Consider the following 19,562-nt stretch of genomic DNA (forward strand, 5'->3'; position numbering starts at 1 on the left):
GTGACGTCGTGCGCGCGGCTAGCCAGGCGGCTTGACCGCGTCGATGGTGAAAGTGGTGGCGCCGAAATCGTCGACGCAATTCGCTGCGTCTGCCGCGCAGCGCGGCTTGCCCGCGAACGGCGAATCGCGCGAGCTGCGCCGCGCGCTTGCTTCGCGCTGTGCGTCAGCGGGGAATGAGGCGAACACGGCCGCCTGTTTCAGACCACCCGCGGAAAAGTCGCGTGGCATCGGCGACACCAGCGTCAGGAAGTGATTGGGGCCGGGCGGGTCGCCGGCCAGCATCGGCCAGTTGGCGCGCGGCAACGAGAGCGTTTGGCCAGCTGCGATCTTGTTGTTGCGGTCGAGCCCGTTGGGAAACAGCATCAGGTATTGGCCGTCGGGATCGACCATGAAGACATACACGTAGCCTGCGCGGTTGCTGTTGAGTTTGAATTGCAGATGATCCTTGCCGATCCTGGCCGTCGTGCTCTGCTGGGTGGCGCTGACATGAATCGATGGATCGGCGAGTGCCGCAATGCGCTCGAGTTCGCTCGCGGGCGAGTAGGGAGCCAGCGTATCGGCGGACGCGGCAGGCGGCAGTGCGGTGTTTGCGAGTGGAGCAGCCGGCGTTATCGCAGCAGGCGCCGCGACGGACGCCGACGCTTCGGTGGGCGCAGTCGAAGCGCGCGCCGCAGGCTCGTTCTGGATGGCCGCCGTGGTGGCGGGCGGACTTTGAACGGTATTGCCTGGTGTGGGCGCGGTGGTGTCGGCTGGTTTTGGCGACGCCGCGCCAGGGGTGTTCGCGCCAGCTGTCGTAGCGGTAGTAGCCGTAGTAGCCGTAGTAGCCGTAGTAGGCGACGTCGCCGCGGTGTCGGCCGTTGGCGTGCGCGTTGCAAACCAGGCGCCGATTGCCGCAAGCGCGACGATGCAAACCGCGGCGCCTGCGATCAGGCCAGCCCGTTTGCGTTGACTGCCGCTTCCCGCAGCCGTCGCTGCAATGCCTGCCCCTTTGCGTCCGCTGTCGCGAGCAGCCGTCGTCTTCGCCGTCGCTGTACGGATACTTCCGGTGACCGCGTCGACCGGCGCGCGCGGCATGTCTTCGTTCGCCCCGTCCGCGGCGTTGGGCGAATCGATAAAAATGCCCAGTTCGTCCGCGAGCGCCTGAACGCTTTGCGGGCGATGTTCGGGACGCACGGAAAGCGCATGATCGATCGCGCGCAGAAACCGCGCGCCGTAGCGGCCGGCCGCCGACGTCGCGAGCGGCACATACGTGTCGCTCATCAGCCTGCCGACAGAAGGCGGCGGTGTCTTGCCCTGAATCGCGAAATAGACGACCGCGGCCAGTGCGTACACGTCCGTCCACGGCCCCTGTTTCATCGCCGCCACTTCGGCGTATTGCTCGACGGGCGCATAGCCGGGCTTCAGAATCACCGTCAGCGCCTGGGTCATGTCGCCGATCACCCGCCGCGCCGCGCCGAAGTCCAGCAGCACAGGGCGCCCGCTCCCCTTGAGCAGCATGATGTTGTCCGGCGCGATGTCGCGGTGATAGCACTGCGCCGCATGCAGCACCGCCAGCGCTTCGATCAGCGGGGTCAGCAAGGCGAGCAGCCAGGCTTCATCGGGTGGCGCGGCAAGGCGGCGCAAGCCGTCGCGCAGCGTCATGCCCTCGTAGAAGGGCATCACCATATAGGCCGTACCGTTGGCCTCCCAGAACCGGTACACCTTGACGAGCGAATGATGGTCGAAGCGGGCGAGCAGGCGTGCTTCGTTGATAAAGCTCTTCAGGCCCGCGCGGAACGTGTCTTCATGACGTTCGGACCTGACCGACACTTCGGCTGCGCCGACGCGCGAAGCCAGCGCGGCGGGAATGTATTCCTTGAGCGCGACGTTGCGTCCGAGCTGGGTATCGTAGGCGAGGTACACGATACCGAAGCCGCCTTCGCCAATCAGATCGATGATCTCGAACTCGCCGAGGCGGGTGCCGGCGGCCAGCGCATGTTGGGCGTTCGAACCCTGTACGGCGGGACGGGTGACGACGGTGCGGTCGGCGTCGGCCGCTTCGGCGGCGGCCTGCTGGGCGTCTGGTCCGGACGTCCGTTGCACGATCACCGTTTTATCGTCGGGGCTGCTCATCGACTTCGGCTCCCTGGATGGTTCGACGGCAGAGCCCGGCACACGCGAGCGCCACCCTCACGCGCAGGCGCGTGCATCCTTTAAGACGATTCACCTGGCCATATTTTGAAAGCCGTCCGGCGCGGGGGCGCGAACGGCGCTTCGCATGCTGACGCTGGTTTCAAAATCCGCCGGCCCGATTCGTTTACCCCGTGGGTAGCAAACCGTTGCGTGCAGCCCGCGGGCCGCGGGCCGCGCGCGCATCCGTCCCAGCCGCTTCCTTTTACCTTCTTGCAGGAAGTTAAAGTGAACGAGCGCAAAGGCTTGTCAAGCGGGATGGCACGCAGCGTCGTGCGGACTATGTCGCAGCACGCGGCCGCTGCGTTGCCACGACGGATCGACACTTTGCGGCTGACAGCTGCGCTCGTCATTGGCTCGCTGCTCCTGAGCGTGGCGGGCAGCGCGCTCGCGGCCGGCGCGGCAGGCGCGTCCGCCGCTGCGGCGAAGCCTGCCAGTGGCGCCGGGCTTGCGCCCGAATCGTTCGGCTTTCGTCAAGCCGCGGAACGTGAGCGCGACGCCGAAACGATCAACACCTTGACGTCCGAAGGACGGCTCCTGCTCTCGCGCGACCGCGTCAAGCTGCCGGCTTACGACTATTGCAGCATGTCGGTCGCGGCCGCGGAGCGCGGTGACTTCCGCGACAGTGTCGATGCCGCGGCGCGCGCGCTGGTGGTCGCCGGGCAAACCAATAACGCGGATCTGGCGGCCTTGTCCAAACGCGACCTCGCGATCGCCTATAGCTATGCGGGCGACCTCGACAACGCCGAACGCTACGCCCGCGATGCGCTGGCTTCGACGCCCAAGGCGCCCGAGCAGGTCTACGCGCCCGCCAACAAGGTACTCGGCGATGTGGCCTTGCGGCGGGGCAAACCGCAGGAGGCGCTCGCCGCGTATAACGACGCGCTGGCTACCGCGTCGCCACGCTACAAGCCGCTGGTGCTGATGTCGATGATCAATGCGCAGATCGCGGCGGGCGACACGGCTGCCGCGCGCAAAACCTTCGATGCAACCGGCGCGCCGGCCACAACCGAGCTCGCGCCCGCCTACCGGCGCATTGAAGGCAACCTGCTGCTCGCCGAAGGCAAGCCCGAGGAAGCGAAGCGTGCTTTCGAAGCGCTGTTGAGCCAGAGCGGCAACTCGAGCGACGCGAACTACGACCGCCTGTGGGCCCACGAAGGAATCGGCCGCGCCAACCTCGCGCTCGGCGACAAGCCGCATGCGCGTGAAGCCTACCTGCTTGCGGTCGACGACTCCGAGAAAATCCGTGCGCGTTTTCGCAGCGACGAGTTCAAGACGGGTCTGTTTGGCGACACGCAAACGGTATTCGAGGAGGCGATCGAACTGACACTCGAAACCGGCGACTACGAGAGCGCATGGAATCTGTCCGAACGCAGCCGGGCGCGTGCGCTGCTCGACGTGGTGCGCAACCGGGTCGATGCCGGCGTCGACGATCAGCAATTGAACGGGCAGGTGCCGAGTCTCGCCGCTACGCGCAGCGCGCTCAAACCGGACGAGGCGATTGTCGAATTCCACAGCCTCGACAAGGAGCTGGTGGTCTGGGTGGTCCGCAGCGACGGCCTGACCGGACACACGTTGCCGATCGCGCGCGCGGACATGGATGCTGCCGTCACCGACCTGCGCAACGCGATCGTGCGCCGGCGGCCGGCCGCGCTGACGTACGGCGACAAGCTCGATGCGCTGTTGATCGCGCCGCTCGGCTTGCGGGCGAACGAACGGCTGATCATCGTGCCGCACGGTGCGTTGCACTATCTGCCGTTTCAGGCGCTGCACAGCGCCGGGGGCTTTCTGATCGAACGCCATCCCATCGCGCTCGAACCCTCCGCGAGTGTCGCGGTGCAACTCGCGCGACGCCGGCAGCAGATCGCGAGCAATCTGGTCGCCTTCGGCAATCCGACCATCACGGCTGCGTTTGCCCTGCCTGGGGCCGAGGCGGAAGTGCAGGGGATCGCGCCTTTATTCGCGCGCAACGAGGTGTTTCTGCATAGCGATGCCACCCGCGTCAGCTTTCGCGAGAACGCGCCCGCGGGCCGCGTGTTGCATGTGGCGACGCACGCACAAGCCGACACGATCGACCCGTTGCATTCGAGCATTCTGCTCGCGCCCGCGACACAGCCCGCCGACGGTCCGGACTCGCTGCTCGCCAAAGACATTTACAACCTGAAGCTCAACAACGTTTCGCTCGTCACGCTGTCGGCCTGCGAGACCGGCCTCGGCCGGATTGCGCGCGGCGATGAGATTCTCGGCTTCACGCGCGCGTTTTTCTACGCCGGCGCCACGAGCCTGATCGTATCGATGTGGCCGGTTGCCGATGAGTCGAGCGCGCTGACCATGCACACTTTCTACTCGCAACTCGCGGATGGCCATGAGGCGATCGATGCAATGCGTACGGCGCAACTGGCGGTTCTGCACAACCCGCGTTTCGCGCATCCGTTCTTCTGGGCGCCGTTCGATCTGATGGGTGGCTGGCGCCTGACCATCGTGCGTCAACCACAAGAATGAACTCACGCCCACACCCATGAACCGACTCCGATTGATTGCCGCGGCGGTGTCCTGCAGCAGCGCGCTGGCGTGGGGCCAGACGCTGCCCAATGCGGGCAGCATCCTGAACCAGACGGCGCCGCGTGACACGCGTCCGGCGCCGCCCGGCGGTAACCAGTCGTTGCCCGCCGTGCCGCAGGCGATACCGCCGGTGACGGCGCCCGGCGCGACATTCCTGCTCAAAGGCATCACGCTCAAAGGCAACGATACGATTCCGGCCGACGTGCTGCTTGCGCCCGTGCAGGACAAGATCGGAACCAGCATTGGCTTTGCCGATCTCGAAGCGATTGCCGCGCGCATCACGAAGGTCTATCGCGATCGCGGCTATCTGCTCGCCCAGGTAGTGATCCCACCGCAGGACGTGAGTTCCGGCAACGTCGAGTTGAGTGTGCTCGAAGGACGCGTCGGTCACGTGCGGCTCGACGTTGCGGCGGGTACGCCGATCCGCGAAGACCTGTTGCGCGCGCGCGTCGCGCAGATTCCGGTGGGCGTTCCACTGCAGCAGCACGAACTCGAGCGGACCATGCTGCTGCTCTCCGATCTGCCGGGCATTCAGGTTTCCTCGGCAATCGAGGCGGGTGAAGAGCCGGGCACGGTCGATCTGACGATTAACGTCACGCCGGCCAAACGCTGGACCTTCGCGCTCGACGTCGACAACTTTGGCGCGGACTCCAGCGGCACATGGCGTCTGGGCGCGCTCGCCCGTCTGAATTCGCCGTTCATGATCGGCGACAACCTCGATCTGCGGCTGCTGGGCAGCGAGCGGGGCGATACCCTGTATGGGCGCATCGGTTACGAGGCGCCAATCAACGCACAGGGCACGCGTGTTGGGGTCGCCGTGTCGCGGCTGAACTATGCGCTCGGCAAGGAATTCGCGTCGCTCGACGCGCAGGGCGAGGCAACCGTGGTGGACTTGACGCTCACGCATCCGCTCGTACGGACCCGCAGTCAGAGCCTGCTAGGCCGCGTCAATTTCGAGTATCGCGACCTGATCGACAACATCGGCGTCGTGGATGCACACAATCCCCGCTCGATGGTGGAGGGCAGCCTCGGTCTGAGCTACGAAAGCCGTGACGCGATCTTTGGCGGCGGCTTCAACAGTGCCGACGTGGAGTTGCTGATCGGCAGTCTTCATTTCCGCAACGCGGCGGCCGAGCAACTCGACGCCTCGTCGTTCGGGCGCAACACGCAAGGCAACGAATTGCGCGCCACCTTCTTTGCCAACCGCCTCAACGCGCTCACCGACCGGCTGAGCGTGTTCGCCGGTGTGTCCGGTCAATGGGCCGCCACGACGCTCGACAGTTCGTCACGCTTCCTGCTGGGCGGACCGCACGCGGTGCGGGCTTATTCGCCGTCCGAAGCACTCGTCGACAAGGGTTTCGTCGCCACGCTGGAGGGGCGCTATGCGATCGATTCGCGAGCGACCGTGTTCAGCTTTTTCGACTTTGGCACGGGCTGGTACAACGCCAATCCGCGTCCGAACCAGGGGCCGAACGTGATCACGCGCAGCGGCGCCGGTCTCGGCGCATTCTGGGCCGCGCCGGGCGGCTTTTCGTTACAGGGCACGGTGGCATGGCGCACGACCGGGTCCGACACCACCGGCAACGACAAGGTCCCGCGCTTTTATATGCAATTGACGAAGACGTTCTGAGGTGTGCGATGAACAAGCCATGCAGTGTGCGACCGAGGCACGCCGGAACGATCGCCGGCGCGGTCGCCGCGTTGTTCGCGGCGTCGTACATGCCGTCCCTGCTTGCGAACCCCACCGGCGCGCAGGTGGTGGCCGGAACGGTGAGCGTCAACTCCCCTGGCGCGGGACAGATGAACATCACGCAGACGTCGTCCAACGCGATCGTCAACTGGAACACGTTTTCGATCGGCGCCAGCGAAGCGGTCAGGATCGCCCAGCCGTCGGCGTCGTCGGCGCTGCTCAACCGCGTGATGGGCAACGACCCCAGCGTCATCGCGGGGCGCTTGCAGGCCAATGGCAAGGTGTTTCTCGTCAACCCGGCGGGCGTGATCTTTGCGCCGGGTTCATCGGTGAATGTCGGCTCGATGGTTGCGTCGACACTCAATATCTCCAACGCCGACTTCCTCGCGGGCAACTTTCATTTTGTCGGCGCTTCGGTGGCGCCGGTCAGCAACGCCGGTTCGCTCACGGCCGGGTCGGGCGGCGCCATCGTGTTGCTCGGCGGCGCCGTCAGCAACAGCGGCACCGTGAGCGCGCGGCTCGGCACCGTCGCGCTGGGCGCGGGCAATGACATCACCGTCGACTTTGCCGGCGATGGCCTGACGACCCTGAAGATCAACCAGGGCGCGGCCAACGCGCTGATCGGCAACACCGGCACGCTGGCCGCCGACGGCGGCACCGTGGTGATGAGCGCGCAGACGGCCGACGCACTGGCCGGCACGGTCATCAACCAGCAGGGCATCGTGCGCGCGCAAAGCCTGAGCGAGCGCAACGGACACATCCTGCTCGACGGCGGCACGAACGGCGTGACGCTGGTGAGCGGTACGCTCGACGCAACCGGCGGCGCAGGTCAGACGGGCGGCAGGATCGACGTGACCGGCAATGACGTGGCGCTGCTGGCCGGCGCGTATGTGGATGCGAGCGGCGCCGCGGGCGGCGGCACGGTGCACTTCGGAGGCGGCGCGGCGGGCGCGGACCCAACCATTCGCAACGCCAATGCCATCTGGATGTCGCCCAGCGCGAGCCTGCATGCGGATGCGCTCGTCAACGGGAATGGCGGCAACGTCGTGGCCTACAGCGACTCGGCCAGCCGGATTTACGGCAGCTTGTCGGCGAAGGGTGGCGCGCAGGGCGGCAATGGCGGCTTGATCGAAACCTCCGGGCACTCGCTCGACACGACCGGGGCGAACATCGATGCGTCGGCGGCGAAGGGGCAAGGGGGCAGGTGGCTGCTCGATCCGTTCGATGTGAATATTGTGTCGACGTTGCCGGCGGGGGTCGTCGGGCCGGCCCCCACCCCAGCGGGCGCCAACGCCATCATGTTCGGGCCGCTTACGGATGGCACGTTTATTCTGACCACAGCGCTCACCGTGCCGCTAAGCAACGGCACCTCGGTAAAGATATCGACGGGAACGCTGGAAGGTGACACCGGCAATATCAATGTCGACGCGGCGATCCTCACAACTGGCATCCGGGCCGCCACGCTCACGCTGAGCGCGTCGGGATCGGTCACGGACAATTTCAATAGCATCTCATCGAGCTCGGGACCGTTGAGCATCGTGATCGACGCGAACACGGGCCGCACCAGCCCGACCAGTCTGGTTTCGCTATTCAGTGTCGCACTGAACACCAACGGCGGCAGCGTGACCATCGGTGGCGGAGGAACGAGCCCCGTCCTGATCGACTCGTCGAGGATCAACACGGCAAACGGCAATCTGACGATCACCGGCACAATGCCGGCGAACGGTGTCGCGATTGGTTATCAGACCACGAGCAGGTCGGGCGTCGCGATCAGCTATACGACGATTGCCACTGAGGCCGGCTCGCTTGGCCTGGAAGGCACGGCCCTCGGTCCGAACGCCGCCGGTGTGAGCATTAGCACCTCCAGCACGCTTTCGACGACGAGCGGTACGCTCGCCGTTACAGGCCAGGCCACCGGAGGCTCCAATACCGGCGTCTCCATTTCGGACAGCACGCTTTCGACGACGGATACCGCCAACGGCGGCGGCATGTCGATTGACACAGACGGAAACGGACCGGTCGTCATCACCCGGTCCAACCTCAGCACGGTGAACGGCAATCTCGGGATCGACGGCACCTTGCCGGCGAATGCCATTGCGATTGGTTACCAGCTCGCGTCGACGTCAGGCGTCGCGATCAGCTATTCGACCATTGGCTCTCAGGGCGGGTTGCTTTCCGTGAACGGCACCACTCTCGTAGGTGCGACCTCCGGTGTGAACATCGGCAGCACCAGCACGCTTTCGACGACGAGCGGCCCCCTCGACATCACCGGCACGGCCACCGCCGGTGGCGGGGACAACGACGGCGTCGACGTCACCGGCAACAGCCTGATTCAGAGCAATAGCGGCGCGCTCACGATCACTGGCCATGGCAGTTCGAATGGGGAGGATGAGGGTACAGGCGTTCAGCTCGCCACCGGCTCCGCCCGCACCACGAGCGGAGCGATCAGCGTGACCGGTACCGCCCTCGGCGACTTCGGCACGGGCGTGTTCCTGAGTAGCGGCGCCGCCAGGGGCACGGGGCTCGCTACGCTGCCCTCGATCAGCAGTTCCGGCGGCGCGATCTCGATTAACGGCAATGTGTCGCCGGACAGCGGGGGCGGGGGCGAGGGCGTCGGCTTCAACAGCACCGCCGTCTCGAGCACTAGCGGCGCGATTGGCGTTTCGGGCACTGTGAATGGCGCCTCCGGGGCCATACCGCTGGGCGTCTATTTTTATGGCTCGGCGTTGACCACCGGCAGCGGCAACATCAGCGTCGCCGGGACGGTGTCGTCGGTCATGAATGGCGGAATCGGCCTCGACATGCACGGTTCGTCGGTTCAGTCGGCGAGCGGCAATATCACGTTGACCGGGCAAAGTATTGGACCTGCTTTTTCAGGCGCTTCGGTGGTGGGCCTGTTGTTCGAGAACAGCCTGTGCGACTGTGCGCAGACGCCAGCCGTCGCGGTGACGACCGGCAGCGGCACCTTGAGCATCTATGGCAGCGGCACCGGCCCGTTCTCTGATGGTGTGCTGATCGCCGACGGCTCGGCGATAAAGTCCACCAATGGCGGCGCGATCGATATCCGCGGTGCGGTAAAGGGTCCGGCCGCCGCCAGCCCGAATACGCAAGGCGACTATGGCGTGCTGATTACCAATGGCACGATCTCCGCAACAGGTCCCTCAACCACGATCGGGATCGCCGGCTCGACTAACACGTCCGATCCGGGCGTGGCGATCGGATTGCCATTGCCGGCTGGCGAAGAGGCCGAGTTTCCGCTAGCGCTCCCAGTTGCCGGTTCCACAGCCAACAACGTCACGCTATCGACCGGCAATCCCAGTTCGATCCTGTTGCGCACGTCGAACGACCGCAGCGCGAGCAGCCTCGCCATCACCAACGCAACGCTCACGTCGCCGGGAGGCACTCTGTCGATTGCGCCAGCGTCGGTCGATTCGTCGTCGTTCGCGATCACCGCGCAGGACACCACGCCCATCACCCTGTTCGGCACCGGTGCGGGTCTCAGCATCGATCCGCAGACATTTGCGACTTTCGCGTCGATCCCCAACATCGTGCTGGGTTCCAGCACGCAAACCGGGCTCATCACCGTCAACGGACAGTGCGCGTCGGGCGGCTCGCCCTGCGTGCCGACGCGCCCGAGCTTCGCGAACAACCTCACGCTGTCCAATCCGGGCGCGGGCAGCCAGGGGATCGTGCTGCCCTCCGGCATTTCAATGCCGGGCCAGATCCTGACACTATTCTCGGCCGGCCATGTCAGCGACCCCGGCGGCATTCAGGCCGCCGGGCTGCTTCTCGCCGGCCCCGGCAACTTCACGCTGACCGATCCGCAAAACGACGTCGGCGTGCTGGCGATGGCCGGCGCGGGCAACGTCGACTTCTCGAACTCGCACGGTTTCGTGATCGGACCGCTGACGAGCCAGACCTTCAATTCCGCCGCCGGCCAGTTGAACCCGATCGACGCCACGAACTCCACCCTGACCGGCAACCTGGTGGCGACCGCTACCACCGGCAATATCGGACTGGGCGGCAGCGCGCCTGCGCCGGCGGGTCCCAATACCAACCTCAGCGCGGGCGGCTCGATCGACCTGGTGATGGAGAAGGGCGTCTTCGTCGACGCGGGCTCGGGCACGATCGGTGCCGGCAGCGCATGGCGAATCTGGGCGAGCACCTGGAATGGCGAGACACGCGGCAGCGTGCAGCCGAACACCGCGCAGCCTAATTTCTACGGCTGCCTGTTTGGTTCGGGCTGTAGTTGGGGCGGCACGGTGCCCACTACCGGCAATCATTTCGTCTATGTCGCGAGGCCGACGGTGACCGTCAGCGCGGACGGCGCGACGCGCTTCACCGGTGCGCCCAACCCTGCTTTCACCGTCACGTCCAGCGGATTGATCAATGGCGACAGTGCAGCGGGGGCGTTGAGCGGCTCCGCCACCTCTGCAGCGAATGCCAGTTCACCAGGAGGGAGTTATCCGATCGATCCCAACTTTACGTCCGGCGTGGGTTATATCGTGAACGAGGTCCCCGGCACCCTGACGGTGATTCCAATCCTGAACCCGGTCGCGCAAAGCGGTCTGCAGTCGTTCTTCGGCAGCCAGGAGCAGACCTTCGTCTATGAAAACAATCTGCAGGGCACCAACATCTGCATCGGCTCGAACCAGCCTCTCTTCAGCACCACGCCACCGGGCGACAATCAGGACATCCTTGCGGTCGAATGGAAGCGGGTCCGTTCGCAGCCCAACCTGAACAGCTGCATGCTGATGAACGGCCAGCACGGCTGCGGCGACTTCTAGCGTTGATCAGTGGCCGCGGGGGCGGCCTGCGCTGCCGTGCCGGCGGGCGAGTGCAGGGCGCGCAGTTGCGCGAGCGCGGCTTCGGCGCCGGCAACGAACTGCTGCGACAGCCGCAGTGCTTCAACGACTTCCTCGGGCACGGCGGCCTTCATGCCCATGTAGATTCTGAAGAACCGCTCGGCGTGGATGCCTGGGTGGTGATGCTGCAGCACCCGTTTCATGTCGATCAGGCGCCGGTTGCCGAACAGCTTGCTGAGGGCCCACGAAAACGCACCATCTTCGCCGCCGACGCGGCGGAAGAACTCGTCGGTCGGAAATCCGCCGATTGCGCGGTACACCGCACGCCGGACGATAAGGCTGCTCGGCACCGTGTTGCTCAATATCCCCGCGTATTTTTCGAACTCGGGATGCTCGACGATCTCGCGCGGAAAGCCGGCATACTCGACATCCAGGCGCACCGACGCCTCGCCCGGATTGCGTCCGAGATAGTGGCTGGCCGCGGCGAGGGCGCCAGGCAAGTACTCGTCGTCCGCATCGAGAAAGGCGAGCAGCTCTTGTGACGCGTACATGGCCGCCCAGTTGCGCGCGCGGGCGACCCCGCCGTTCACCGGCATTCGCAGCAACTCCACTCGCGCGTCGGCCTGCGCATAGCGCCTGGCAACGTCGAGAACGCGATCACTCGAGCCGTCGTCTACGACGATGATCTGCGCCGCCTCCTGCTGGATGAGGCAGCTGCGCAGCGCGCGCGGCAGTGTCGATGCGGCCTGATAGCAGGGAATGATGATCGAGATGGACACGATAATGAGACTTGTCGAAACGGTTTCGAGCGTTACACCGGTGCCGAACCCTGCGCCAGTTGCAACACCGTCGCTTCAGGATCGTCACTGACCCACACCGCCAGCGCGGTAAAGTTGTCGTGATTCGCGCTGGCGCTCGCGCGCACCGTCGCGGCCAGCGCGTCAAGCCACGCGCCCGGTGTCGCGGCCTTGGCCAGCGCGTCGCCCATGCAGGCGTCGTCGGCATATTCCCAGAGGCCGTCGGTGCAGATCAGAAAAGCGTCGCCGTCACGCAGCGCGAACGTCCCGTCCACACCCGCAATGTCCAGTTGATCCTGGGTACCCAGCGCCGCATACAGCACGTTGCGCCGCGGATGATGGCGCATCGCCTCCGCGGCGAGCAACTGCGCGTCCACCATCTCCTGAACCATGCTGTGGTCACGCGTGCGGGCGCTGATCTCGCCACGGCGAAAACAGTAGAGCCGGGTGTCGCCACAATGCGCCCAGGCGGCCGTACCGCATTCGCGATCGATGGCGAGCAGCACAGCCGTCGAGCGCATGTCCTTTTCCTTACCGTCACCGCGCAACTGTTCTTCGACGATGTTCTCGTTGGCATGCGCAAGCGCGCTCACGAGCCGCTCACCCGTCGGCGGCAATTCGGCAACGGTCAGGTAGCGCAAATCCGCCAGCACGGAATCGACGACGATGCGCGAGGCGGTGTCACCGCCGCCGTGTCCGCCGGCGCCGTCCGCGACGATGCAATAGTAGAGCCGCTCGCTCGACCAGTCGCCGAACGAATCTTCATTGCGTGGCCGGCCGCCCTGGTCCGTCAGGCTTGCGGTGGCAAGTTGCACCGTTGACCTCTCATGTGCTCGTGATCTTTCGACCTCATTCCTGCGCGTGCGACTGCGCGGACAGAATGCCCAGAACCAGCAGGATGGCGATGCGATTGCCCGGTGTGATGTCGATGCCCAGGCGCTGCTCGATCCATTGACCGATTTCCGTGCGGGCGAAGTCGGCGGGTATCGAGCCTTTTTTCAGGGTGACGCCGAGCTTGCGCGCCCGGTAGTGATATGACGCGATGCCGTAACGCGCGGCCACCTGCGACAAGCCGCCTTTTTCGTTTGACAGCCAGCCGAGACTGCCCGCGAGCAGCATGCGGTCGGCGTCGTCGAGCGAGGCGATGAAGTGCGACGCGGATTCGCGCACCTCGGCTTCGTGCAGTCCGTATTGCAGCAGGACCGAGCCGATCGGATCCGGATGAAATGCCGTTTGCCGGTCGATTTCGAGCATCACGTCGCCTTCATCGAGCGACACGTTGCGTTGATGGCTCGCACTACGCAGACAGTCGATCAGATAGCGGCGAAAGTACGCGCACACGGCATGGCTGGTCGAAGGCGCACTGTGCAACGGGAAGTTCGGCGCAGCCGTCTGCGCGGTCTCGAGACGGAATACTTTCAAATAAAGGAACTGCGAGATGAGCTCTTCCTTGTCCTCGCCAAGCGCCTGCAGTTCCGACGGATGGTAGCCCGTCAGCGCGTGGCGCACGATGGTATAGATCGATTCCATCTCGTCATGGCTCAAACACGTGCGCCGTTGCCACAGGTCGGGCAATGCGCTTTCCCCAGCATGGTCTATTGCTGCTGCGCTTTGGATATGTGCCACCTGTCACCCCGAAGTGGTGAGCCCCGCGTCCGGGGGCGAATCCGTGCTGCTCACACCGCCATTCTTGCCGCTTCTGAGGTGCAGCGGATTCCAGTCGCTAACGATTCTGGAACTCGCCTCCGCCTCTCCAATAAGGAATTCGCCGGCGCCAGCCGCGCTCAATATCCGGAAATCCGCCATGCACCCGGCAGAGACATCAGAAACAGAGTTAGTCTATTGGCCTGTTTTCTTAATTACAAGATAAAACTTAATATGTGATACGGATCAATTCATACACGCGTTCCATTGATATTGGTATTAACCCTTAAAATTTATGTCAGGGTTTACCTGCTTGACCGGAGTGCGGAATTCTTTAAAAAAAGAGCGCCTGATTCGTTTACTTATATGTTCGCCGATTCGCTGTATCGACCATCGGGCAGGGTTGTTAGAGTAGTCCGAAGATGACAGGAATCATATGACAAATACGAATTATTGGGTGACTTACTAGTCGCAACGTTTTAAATAATTAGCGAATTTGAGATATTGCATATAGTGTTTCGCTTAATTAATGAAGCTCCATTTTTATTGAGGTACGGCTTTAATTTCCCGGGCTGCGTGCTATTCTCATATCGGATTGCCGGAGAGAAAGTTCGAAGTGCGCTAAAACACTGAAATACCCGCGCATAGGCAATCTAATTAGAGTTAGCACGCATTTCCGGGGGCGCTGATTCATTGCTGGCTAGGCAACCCGTACCGGTCATTTACGGTACTCAAGACTACCCATCCGAGACCGATTCAAGACATGGCCACGCTTGCTGCGGGCGTAATGCTTGCCGAAATATCAGCTGCCAGTCCGTGCGGGGACGACCTCGAGTATGACCCTGACTTTCGTGAACTGGAGCAGGTCGTACATGGCAAGCCGGACGTGCAGTACGGCGAAACCGTGGTCGCCGCCACGCCGCCGGACTGGAAAATCGCGGAAGCGTTGGCGCTCGATTTGCTCGCGAAGAGCCGCGACCTGCGCGTCGCGGTCCACCTGTCGCGCGCGCTGCTGAACCGCAAGGGTTTCGGCGGTTGCGCCGAAGGCCTCGCGCTCATTGAGGGATTGCTGGAACAGCGTTGGGACCACGTCTATCCGCAACTCGACCCCGACGACGACAACGATCCGACCGCACGCGTCAACGCACTCGCCGCGCTCACCGAACAGTCCGGCATGCTGGTCGACGTGCGCGATGCACTGCTCGCGTCCTCGCGTGTGCATGGCGTCGTCACCTTGCGCGACATCGAATATGCGACCGGTGAAGTCCCGCTGGCCAACGGTGCCGAGGCGCCGTCACTGAACTCGATCGAGGCGGTGCTCGCCGACGCGCACGAAGACGCCGCCGCGACGCATACGGCCTTGCTCGCAGCGCTGCATAGCGCGATGCGCATCGAGACGGTGTTGACCGAACGGGTCGGCGCAGCGCGTTCGATCGACCTGTCGCCGCTCGTGCGGCTGCTGCGGCGGGCGGCCGATTTTCTCGGCGAGCGTATCGCCGGCACGGACGATGCCGGCGGCCCAGCCGAGGCCGCGGACCCTTCATCAGGCGGCAACGCTGCAGCGGGCGAACGGGCGGCCGCGCCGCTGTCCGGCGACATCACGGACCGTCAGGACGTGATCCGCGTGATCGACAAGATCTGCGCGTACTACGAGCGTCACGAACCTTCCAGCCCGGTACCGCTGCTGCTGATGCGCGCGCGCCGCCTGGTCGACAAGAGTTTCATGGAAATTCTGCAGGACCTCGCGCCCGAAGGCGTGGGCCAGGCACGGCAGGTCGGCGGTATCGAGAACGAGTAAGTAGTCAGGCGGGGATGTGCTTTTTGCTTTTAGCAACGCCAGTCACGCGCCACGCTGCTCGCGGCCGTGCGGCGTCAACCAGGGGAATGGTCGTGGCCAAGGAAAGCAGCCAGAAATTCATCGCGCGCAATCGAGCGCCGCGCGTGCAGATCGAGTACGACGTCGAGGTCTACGGTTCGGAGAAAAAGGTCAATCTGCCTTTTGTCATGGGCGTGCTGGCCGACCTCTCCGGTCAGCCGGCGGATCCGTTGGCGCCGGTGGCGGATCGAAAGTTTCTCGAGATCGACGTCGACAATTTCGACGAGCGTCTGAAATCGATGAAACCGCGTGTCGCCGTACAGGTGCCGAACATGTTGACCGGCGAGGGCAATCTGTCGGTGGACATGACCTTCGAGAGCATGGACGACTTTTCTCCGGCGGCGGTCGCGCGCAAGGTGGACGCGTTGTCGAAGCTGCTGGAGGCGCGCGGCCAGTTGCAAAACCTGCTGACCTATATGGACGGCAAGACCGGCGCCGAGGATCTGATCGCGAAACTGCTGAACGACCCTGCCTTGCTGCAGTCGTTGGCATCCGCACCGAAGCCGCAGGAATGAGCGTGATTTAAAGGGGAGTCTGACCATGGCTGAACCTAGCACCCAAGGGCAAGCGCAACCAGGCGAAGCGGCGCTTGAAGTGAGCGATTTCGCGAACCTGCTGCAAAAGGAATTCAAACCGAAGAGCGACAAGGCGAAGGAAGCCGTCGAGACAGCGGTGCGCACGCTCGCCGAACAGGCGCTGCGCGACACCAACGTGATTTCCGGCGATGTGCTCGCCACCATCGAATCGCTGATCGCACAGATCGACGCGAAACTCACCGCGCAGATCAACCAGATCATCCACTCGGAAGAGTTTCAGAAGGTCGAGAGCGCGTGGCGCGGCTTGCACTATCTGGTGAACAACACCGAGACGGACGAGTCGCTGAAAATCCGCGTGATGAATGTATCGAAGGGCGATCTGCACAAGACGCTCAAGAAATACAAAGGCACCGCGTGGGATCAAAGTCCCTTCTTCAAGAAGCTCTACGAGGAGGAATATGGCCAGTTCGGCGGCGAGCCTTATGGCGCACTGGTGGCCGATTATCACTTCGACAACAGCGGTCCCGATGTCGATCTGCTGACGCAGATGGCGAAGATTTCCGCCGCGGCGCATGCACCGTTCATCGCGGGCGCCGACCCTGCGGTGATGCTGATGGATTCATGGCAGGAGCTGGCCAATCCGCGCGACCTGACGAAGATTTTTCAGACTCCTGAACACGCCGCGTGGCGCTCGCTGCGCGAATCGGAGGATTCGCGCTACGTCGGTCTCGCCATGCCGCGTTTCCTCGCGCGCGCGCCCTATGGCGCCAAAACCAATCCGGTCGAAGAATTCGATTTCGAGGAAGACACCGCCGGCGCGGACAGCAAGAAGTACGCGTGGGCCAATGCGGCGTATGCGATGGCGACCAATATCAACCGCTCGTTCAAACGGTACGGCTGGTGCTCGCGGATTCGCGGCATCGAGTCGGGCGGCGCGGTCGAGAACCTGCCCGTGCATTCGTTCCCGACCGACGACGGCGGCGTCGACATGAAATGCCCAACCGAAATCGCCATCAGCGATCGCCGCGAAGCCGAACTGGCGAAGAACGGCTTCATGCCGCTCGTCCACAAGAAGAACTCCGACTTTGCCGCCTTTATCGGCGCGCAGTCGTTGCATAAGCCGGCCGAGTACGAAGACCCGGACGCCACCGCGAACGCGAATCTGGCCGCCCGTTTGCCTTATCTGTTTGCCTGCAGCCGGTTTGCGCATTACCTGAAGTGCATCGTGCGCGACAAGATCGGCAGTTTCAAGGAGAAGGACGATATGCAGCGCTGGCTGCAGAACTGGATCCTCCAATACGTCGATGGCGATCCGGCGCACTCGACGGAAGAGTCGAAGGCGCGGCGGCCGCTTGCCGCCGCGGAAGTGGTCATCGAGGAGGTCGAAGGCAATCCGGGCTATTACACGTCGAAGTTTTTCCTGCGTCCGCACTACCAGTTGGAAGGCCTGACCGTATCGCTACGGCTGGTTTCGAAGCTTCCGTCCGCCAAGGCGGCATGACGGAAATCCCTATTCAGTGACGAATTGTTTTGAGCGGAGAAAGACATGGCCATCGATATGTTCATGAAGCTGGGCGATATCAAGGGCGAGTCGCAGGACAAGTCCCATAAGGAAGAAATCGAAGTGCTGGCGTGGAGCTGGGGCCTGAGCCAGAGCGGCACCATGCACATGGGCACGGGCGGTGGGGCCGGCAAGGTCTCGGTGCAGGACCTGTCGTTCACCAAATACAGCGATAAAGCGAGTCCGCCGATCATGGCGGCTTGTACCAAAGGCACGCATATCGACAAGGCGCTGCTGACCGTGCGCAAGGCCGGCGGCGACAATCCGCTGGAGTACTACAAGATCACCCTGGAGGGCGTGCTGGTGAGCTCGTATTCGACGGGTGGTTCGGGCGGCGAGGAGCGCTTTACCGAGAACGTCACGCTCAACTTCGAGAAGTTCCATGTCGAGTACCAGCCGCAAAACGCCAAGGGTGCGAAGGAGGGCGGGGTGGTCGAAACGAAATGGAACATTCCCGCCAACGCCGACACCTGAGCCGATGACGGCATAGGGCGACTGCACTGCACCGGCCGCGCCGCTGCAGTGCAGTGGCGCGTGGCATGACGTAAGCCTGACCGGAGCGGACCAGCATGATTGCAGAAGAGCGTTTGCGCGAAGGCGATCTCGACGGGTGCCTGCGCGAGTTGCAAACCCAGGTTCGCCGCGACCCGTCGAAAGCCGCCTATCGCGTCTTTCTGTTCCAGTTGCTCGCGGTAACGGGGGCCTGGGATCGCGCGCTGACGCAACTGAACGTAGTGGGCGAGCTCGACGCCGCGGCGTTGCCGATGGTGCAGACCTACCGCGAGGCGCTGCAATGCGAGGCGCTGCGCGAGGCGGTCTTCAAGGGCGAGCGCGCGCCGCTGATTTTCGGCGAGCCGACCGGCTGGCTCGCATTACTACTCGACGCATTGCGGCTCGATGCCGCGGGCGATACCGGCGCCGCGGCGGCCGCGCGCGCGCAAGCGCTCGACGAGGCGCCCGCCACCGCCGGCAGCGTGAACGGCGAGCCGTTCGCATGGCTCGCCGACGCGGACAACCGGCTCGGCCCGACACTCGAAACCGTGCTGAACGGCCGCTATTACTGGATTCCGTTTTTCCGCATCAAACGCATCGAGATCGAGCCGCCATCCGACCTGCGCGACCGGGTCTGGATGCCGGCCGTCTTCACGTGGGCCAATGACGGCCAGGCCGCCGGCCTGATTCCGACCCGCTACCCGGGCACGCTCGCCGAAAAGAATCGTGCGCTGTGGCTTGCGCACCTGACCGAATGGATCGGTGACGATGCAACGACCGCGCGTCCCGTTGGACAGCGCATGTTCGCCTCGGAGGCGAACGACTACGCGCTCCTCGACGTGCGAACCATCGAACTGATGAGCGTCATGAGTGATGGCGCGCACCCTGAAGAGGACGGCACGGCCGTGCCGGACCATGGCTGAGCTGACCGCCCGCGACCGTCTGCAACCCTCGCTGCTCGACCGGCTGACCGATCTCGAGCCGGAGACGAAACTGGAAGCACGCGAGCGCCGCGTCCTGTCGATGCGGGCGTTGCGCCAGAGCGTGCAGCGCGATCTCGGCTGGTTGCTGAACGCGAACGGTCTCGCATCGGTGCAGGACCTGACGGGCTATCCGTATGTCGCGACCTCGGTGATCAATTTCGGCTTGCCGGACATTGCCGGCAAAACCGCCTCCGGGATCGATCCGTTGCAGCTCGAGCGATTGGTGCGCGATGCGATCTGGGCGTTCGAACCGCGCATCCTGCGCGATACCGTGCGGGTCAGTTCAATGCAGCTCGAAGAGACGACCGGGCGTCATAACACGGTGTCGTTTCTGGTCGAGGGCGATCTGTGGGCGCAACCGTATCCGGAGCGGCTCTACTTCAGGACCGAACTGGATCTGGAAGTCGGCGAAATCAGGGTGATCGACCAGGGCGGACCGCGCTGAAG

The 19,562-nt window shown here is 64.1% G+C and carries 13 protein-coding genes; 9 read left to right on the forward strand and 4 right to left on the reverse strand.

Annotated features, from left to right (window positions below; genetic code table 11):
* Positions 1-18: 18 nt before the first annotated feature.
* Entirely contained in the window at positions 19-2,112 is a 2,094-nt protein-coding gene (locus PQR53_RS21980) for a protein kinase domain-containing protein (protein WP_408458310.1), read from the reverse strand.
* A gap of 285 nt (positions 2,113-2,397) precedes the next feature.
* Here PQR53_RS21980 and PQR53_RS21985 point away from each other — a divergent pair, with 285 nt between their 5' ends.
* The 3 genes from PQR53_RS21985 to PQR53_RS21995 are packed head-to-tail and all read left to right on the forward strand — an operon-like array spanning position 2,398 to position 11,208.
* On the forward strand, positions 2,398-4,671 hold the full coding sequence (locus PQR53_RS21985; RefSeq protein ID WP_408458313.1) for a CHAT domain-containing protein: 2,274 nt from the start codon (positions 2,398-2,400) through the stop codon (positions 4,669-4,671).
* Positions 4,672-4,687: 16 nt separating this feature from the next.
* On the forward strand, positions 4,688-6,361 hold the full coding sequence (locus PQR53_RS21990; protein WP_408458316.1) for a ShlB/FhaC/HecB family hemolysin secretion/activation protein: 1,674 nt from the start codon (positions 4,688-4,690) through the stop codon (positions 6,359-6,361).
* Positions 6,362-6,369: 8 nt separating this feature from the next.
* Positions 6,370-11,208 carry a two-partner secretion domain-containing protein gene (locus PQR53_RS21995; protein WP_408458319.1) on the forward strand — a complete coding sequence of 1,613 codons (4,839 nt, stop codon included), beginning with the start codon at positions 6,370-6,372 and terminating at the stop codon, positions 11,206-11,208.
* On the opposite strand, the gene PQR53_RS22000 is transcribed toward PQR53_RS21995, so the two are convergent.
* From PQR53_RS22000 to PQR53_RS22010, 3 genes are read right to left on the reverse strand one after another with little or no spacing between them, the layout of a single operon-like run.
* Positions 11,205-12,008: a glycosyltransferase family 2 protein gene (locus PQR53_RS22000; RefSeq protein WP_408458562.1), complete on the reverse strand. Its 804-nt coding sequence runs from the start codon at positions 12,006-12,008 to the stop codon at positions 11,205-11,207. The genes PQR53_RS21995 and PQR53_RS22000 overlap by 4 nt on opposite strands.
* Before the next feature lie 29 nt (positions 12,009-12,037).
* Positions 12,038-12,838 carry a PP2C family protein-serine/threonine phosphatase gene (locus PQR53_RS22005; protein ID WP_408458322.1) on the reverse strand — a complete coding sequence of 267 codons (801 nt, stop codon included), beginning with the start codon at positions 12,836-12,838 and terminating at the stop codon, positions 12,038-12,040.
* Between the two features lie 34 nt (positions 12,839-12,872).
* Positions 12,873-13,553, reverse strand: a complete 681-nt coding sequence (locus tag PQR53_RS22010) for a hypothetical protein (RefSeq protein WP_408458325.1) — start codon at positions 13,551-13,553, stop codon at positions 12,873-12,875.
* 877 nt (positions 13,554-14,430) lie between these two features.
* Here PQR53_RS22010 and tssA point away from each other — a divergent pair.
* From tssA to tssE, 6 genes are all read left to right on the forward strand, one after another.
* Positions 14,431-15,465 carry a type VI secretion system protein TssA gene (gene tssA, locus PQR53_RS22015; protein WP_408458328.1) on the forward strand — a complete coding sequence of 345 codons (1,035 nt, stop codon included), beginning with the start codon at positions 14,431-14,433 and terminating at the stop codon, positions 15,463-15,465.
* Between the two features lie 86 nt (positions 15,466-15,551).
* Positions 15,552-16,058, forward strand: coding sequence for a type VI secretion system contractile sheath small subunit (gene tssB / locus PQR53_RS22020; protein WP_459251633.1), 507 nt, complete (start codon positions 15,552-15,554; stop codon positions 16,056-16,058).
* 25 nt (positions 16,059-16,083) lie between these two features.
* Positions 16,084-17,580, forward strand: a complete 1,497-nt coding sequence (gene tssC, locus PQR53_RS22025) for a type VI secretion system contractile sheath large subunit (RefSeq protein WP_179732067.1) — start codon at positions 16,084-16,086, stop codon at positions 17,578-17,580.
* A 45-nt stretch (positions 17,581-17,625) separates the two neighbouring features.
* Positions 17,626-18,114, forward strand: a complete 489-nt coding sequence (locus PQR53_RS22030; RefSeq protein ID WP_408421505.1) for an Hcp family type VI secretion system effector — start codon at positions 17,626-17,628, stop codon at positions 18,112-18,114.
* A gap of 95 nt (positions 18,115-18,209) precedes the next feature.
* A complete protein-coding gene (locus tag PQR53_RS22035) occupies positions 18,210-19,055 on the forward strand; it encodes a type VI secretion system accessory protein TagJ (RefSeq protein ID WP_408458333.1) in 846 nt (281 codons plus the stop codon).
* On the forward strand, positions 19,048-19,560 hold the full coding sequence (tssE, locus tag PQR53_RS22040; RefSeq protein WP_408458336.1) for a type VI secretion system baseplate subunit TssE: 513 nt from the start codon (positions 19,048-19,050) through the stop codon (positions 19,558-19,560). The genes PQR53_RS22035 and tssE overlap by 8 nt, the downstream gene beginning before the upstream one ends.
* The last annotated feature ends 2 nt before the right edge of the window (positions 19,561-19,562 follow it).

Source organism: Paraburkholderia fungorum (assembly GCF_046027605.1).
In the GTDB taxonomy this organism is placed as follows: Bacteria; Pseudomonadota; Gammaproteobacteria; order Burkholderiales; family Burkholderiaceae; genus Paraburkholderia; species Paraburkholderia fungorum_F.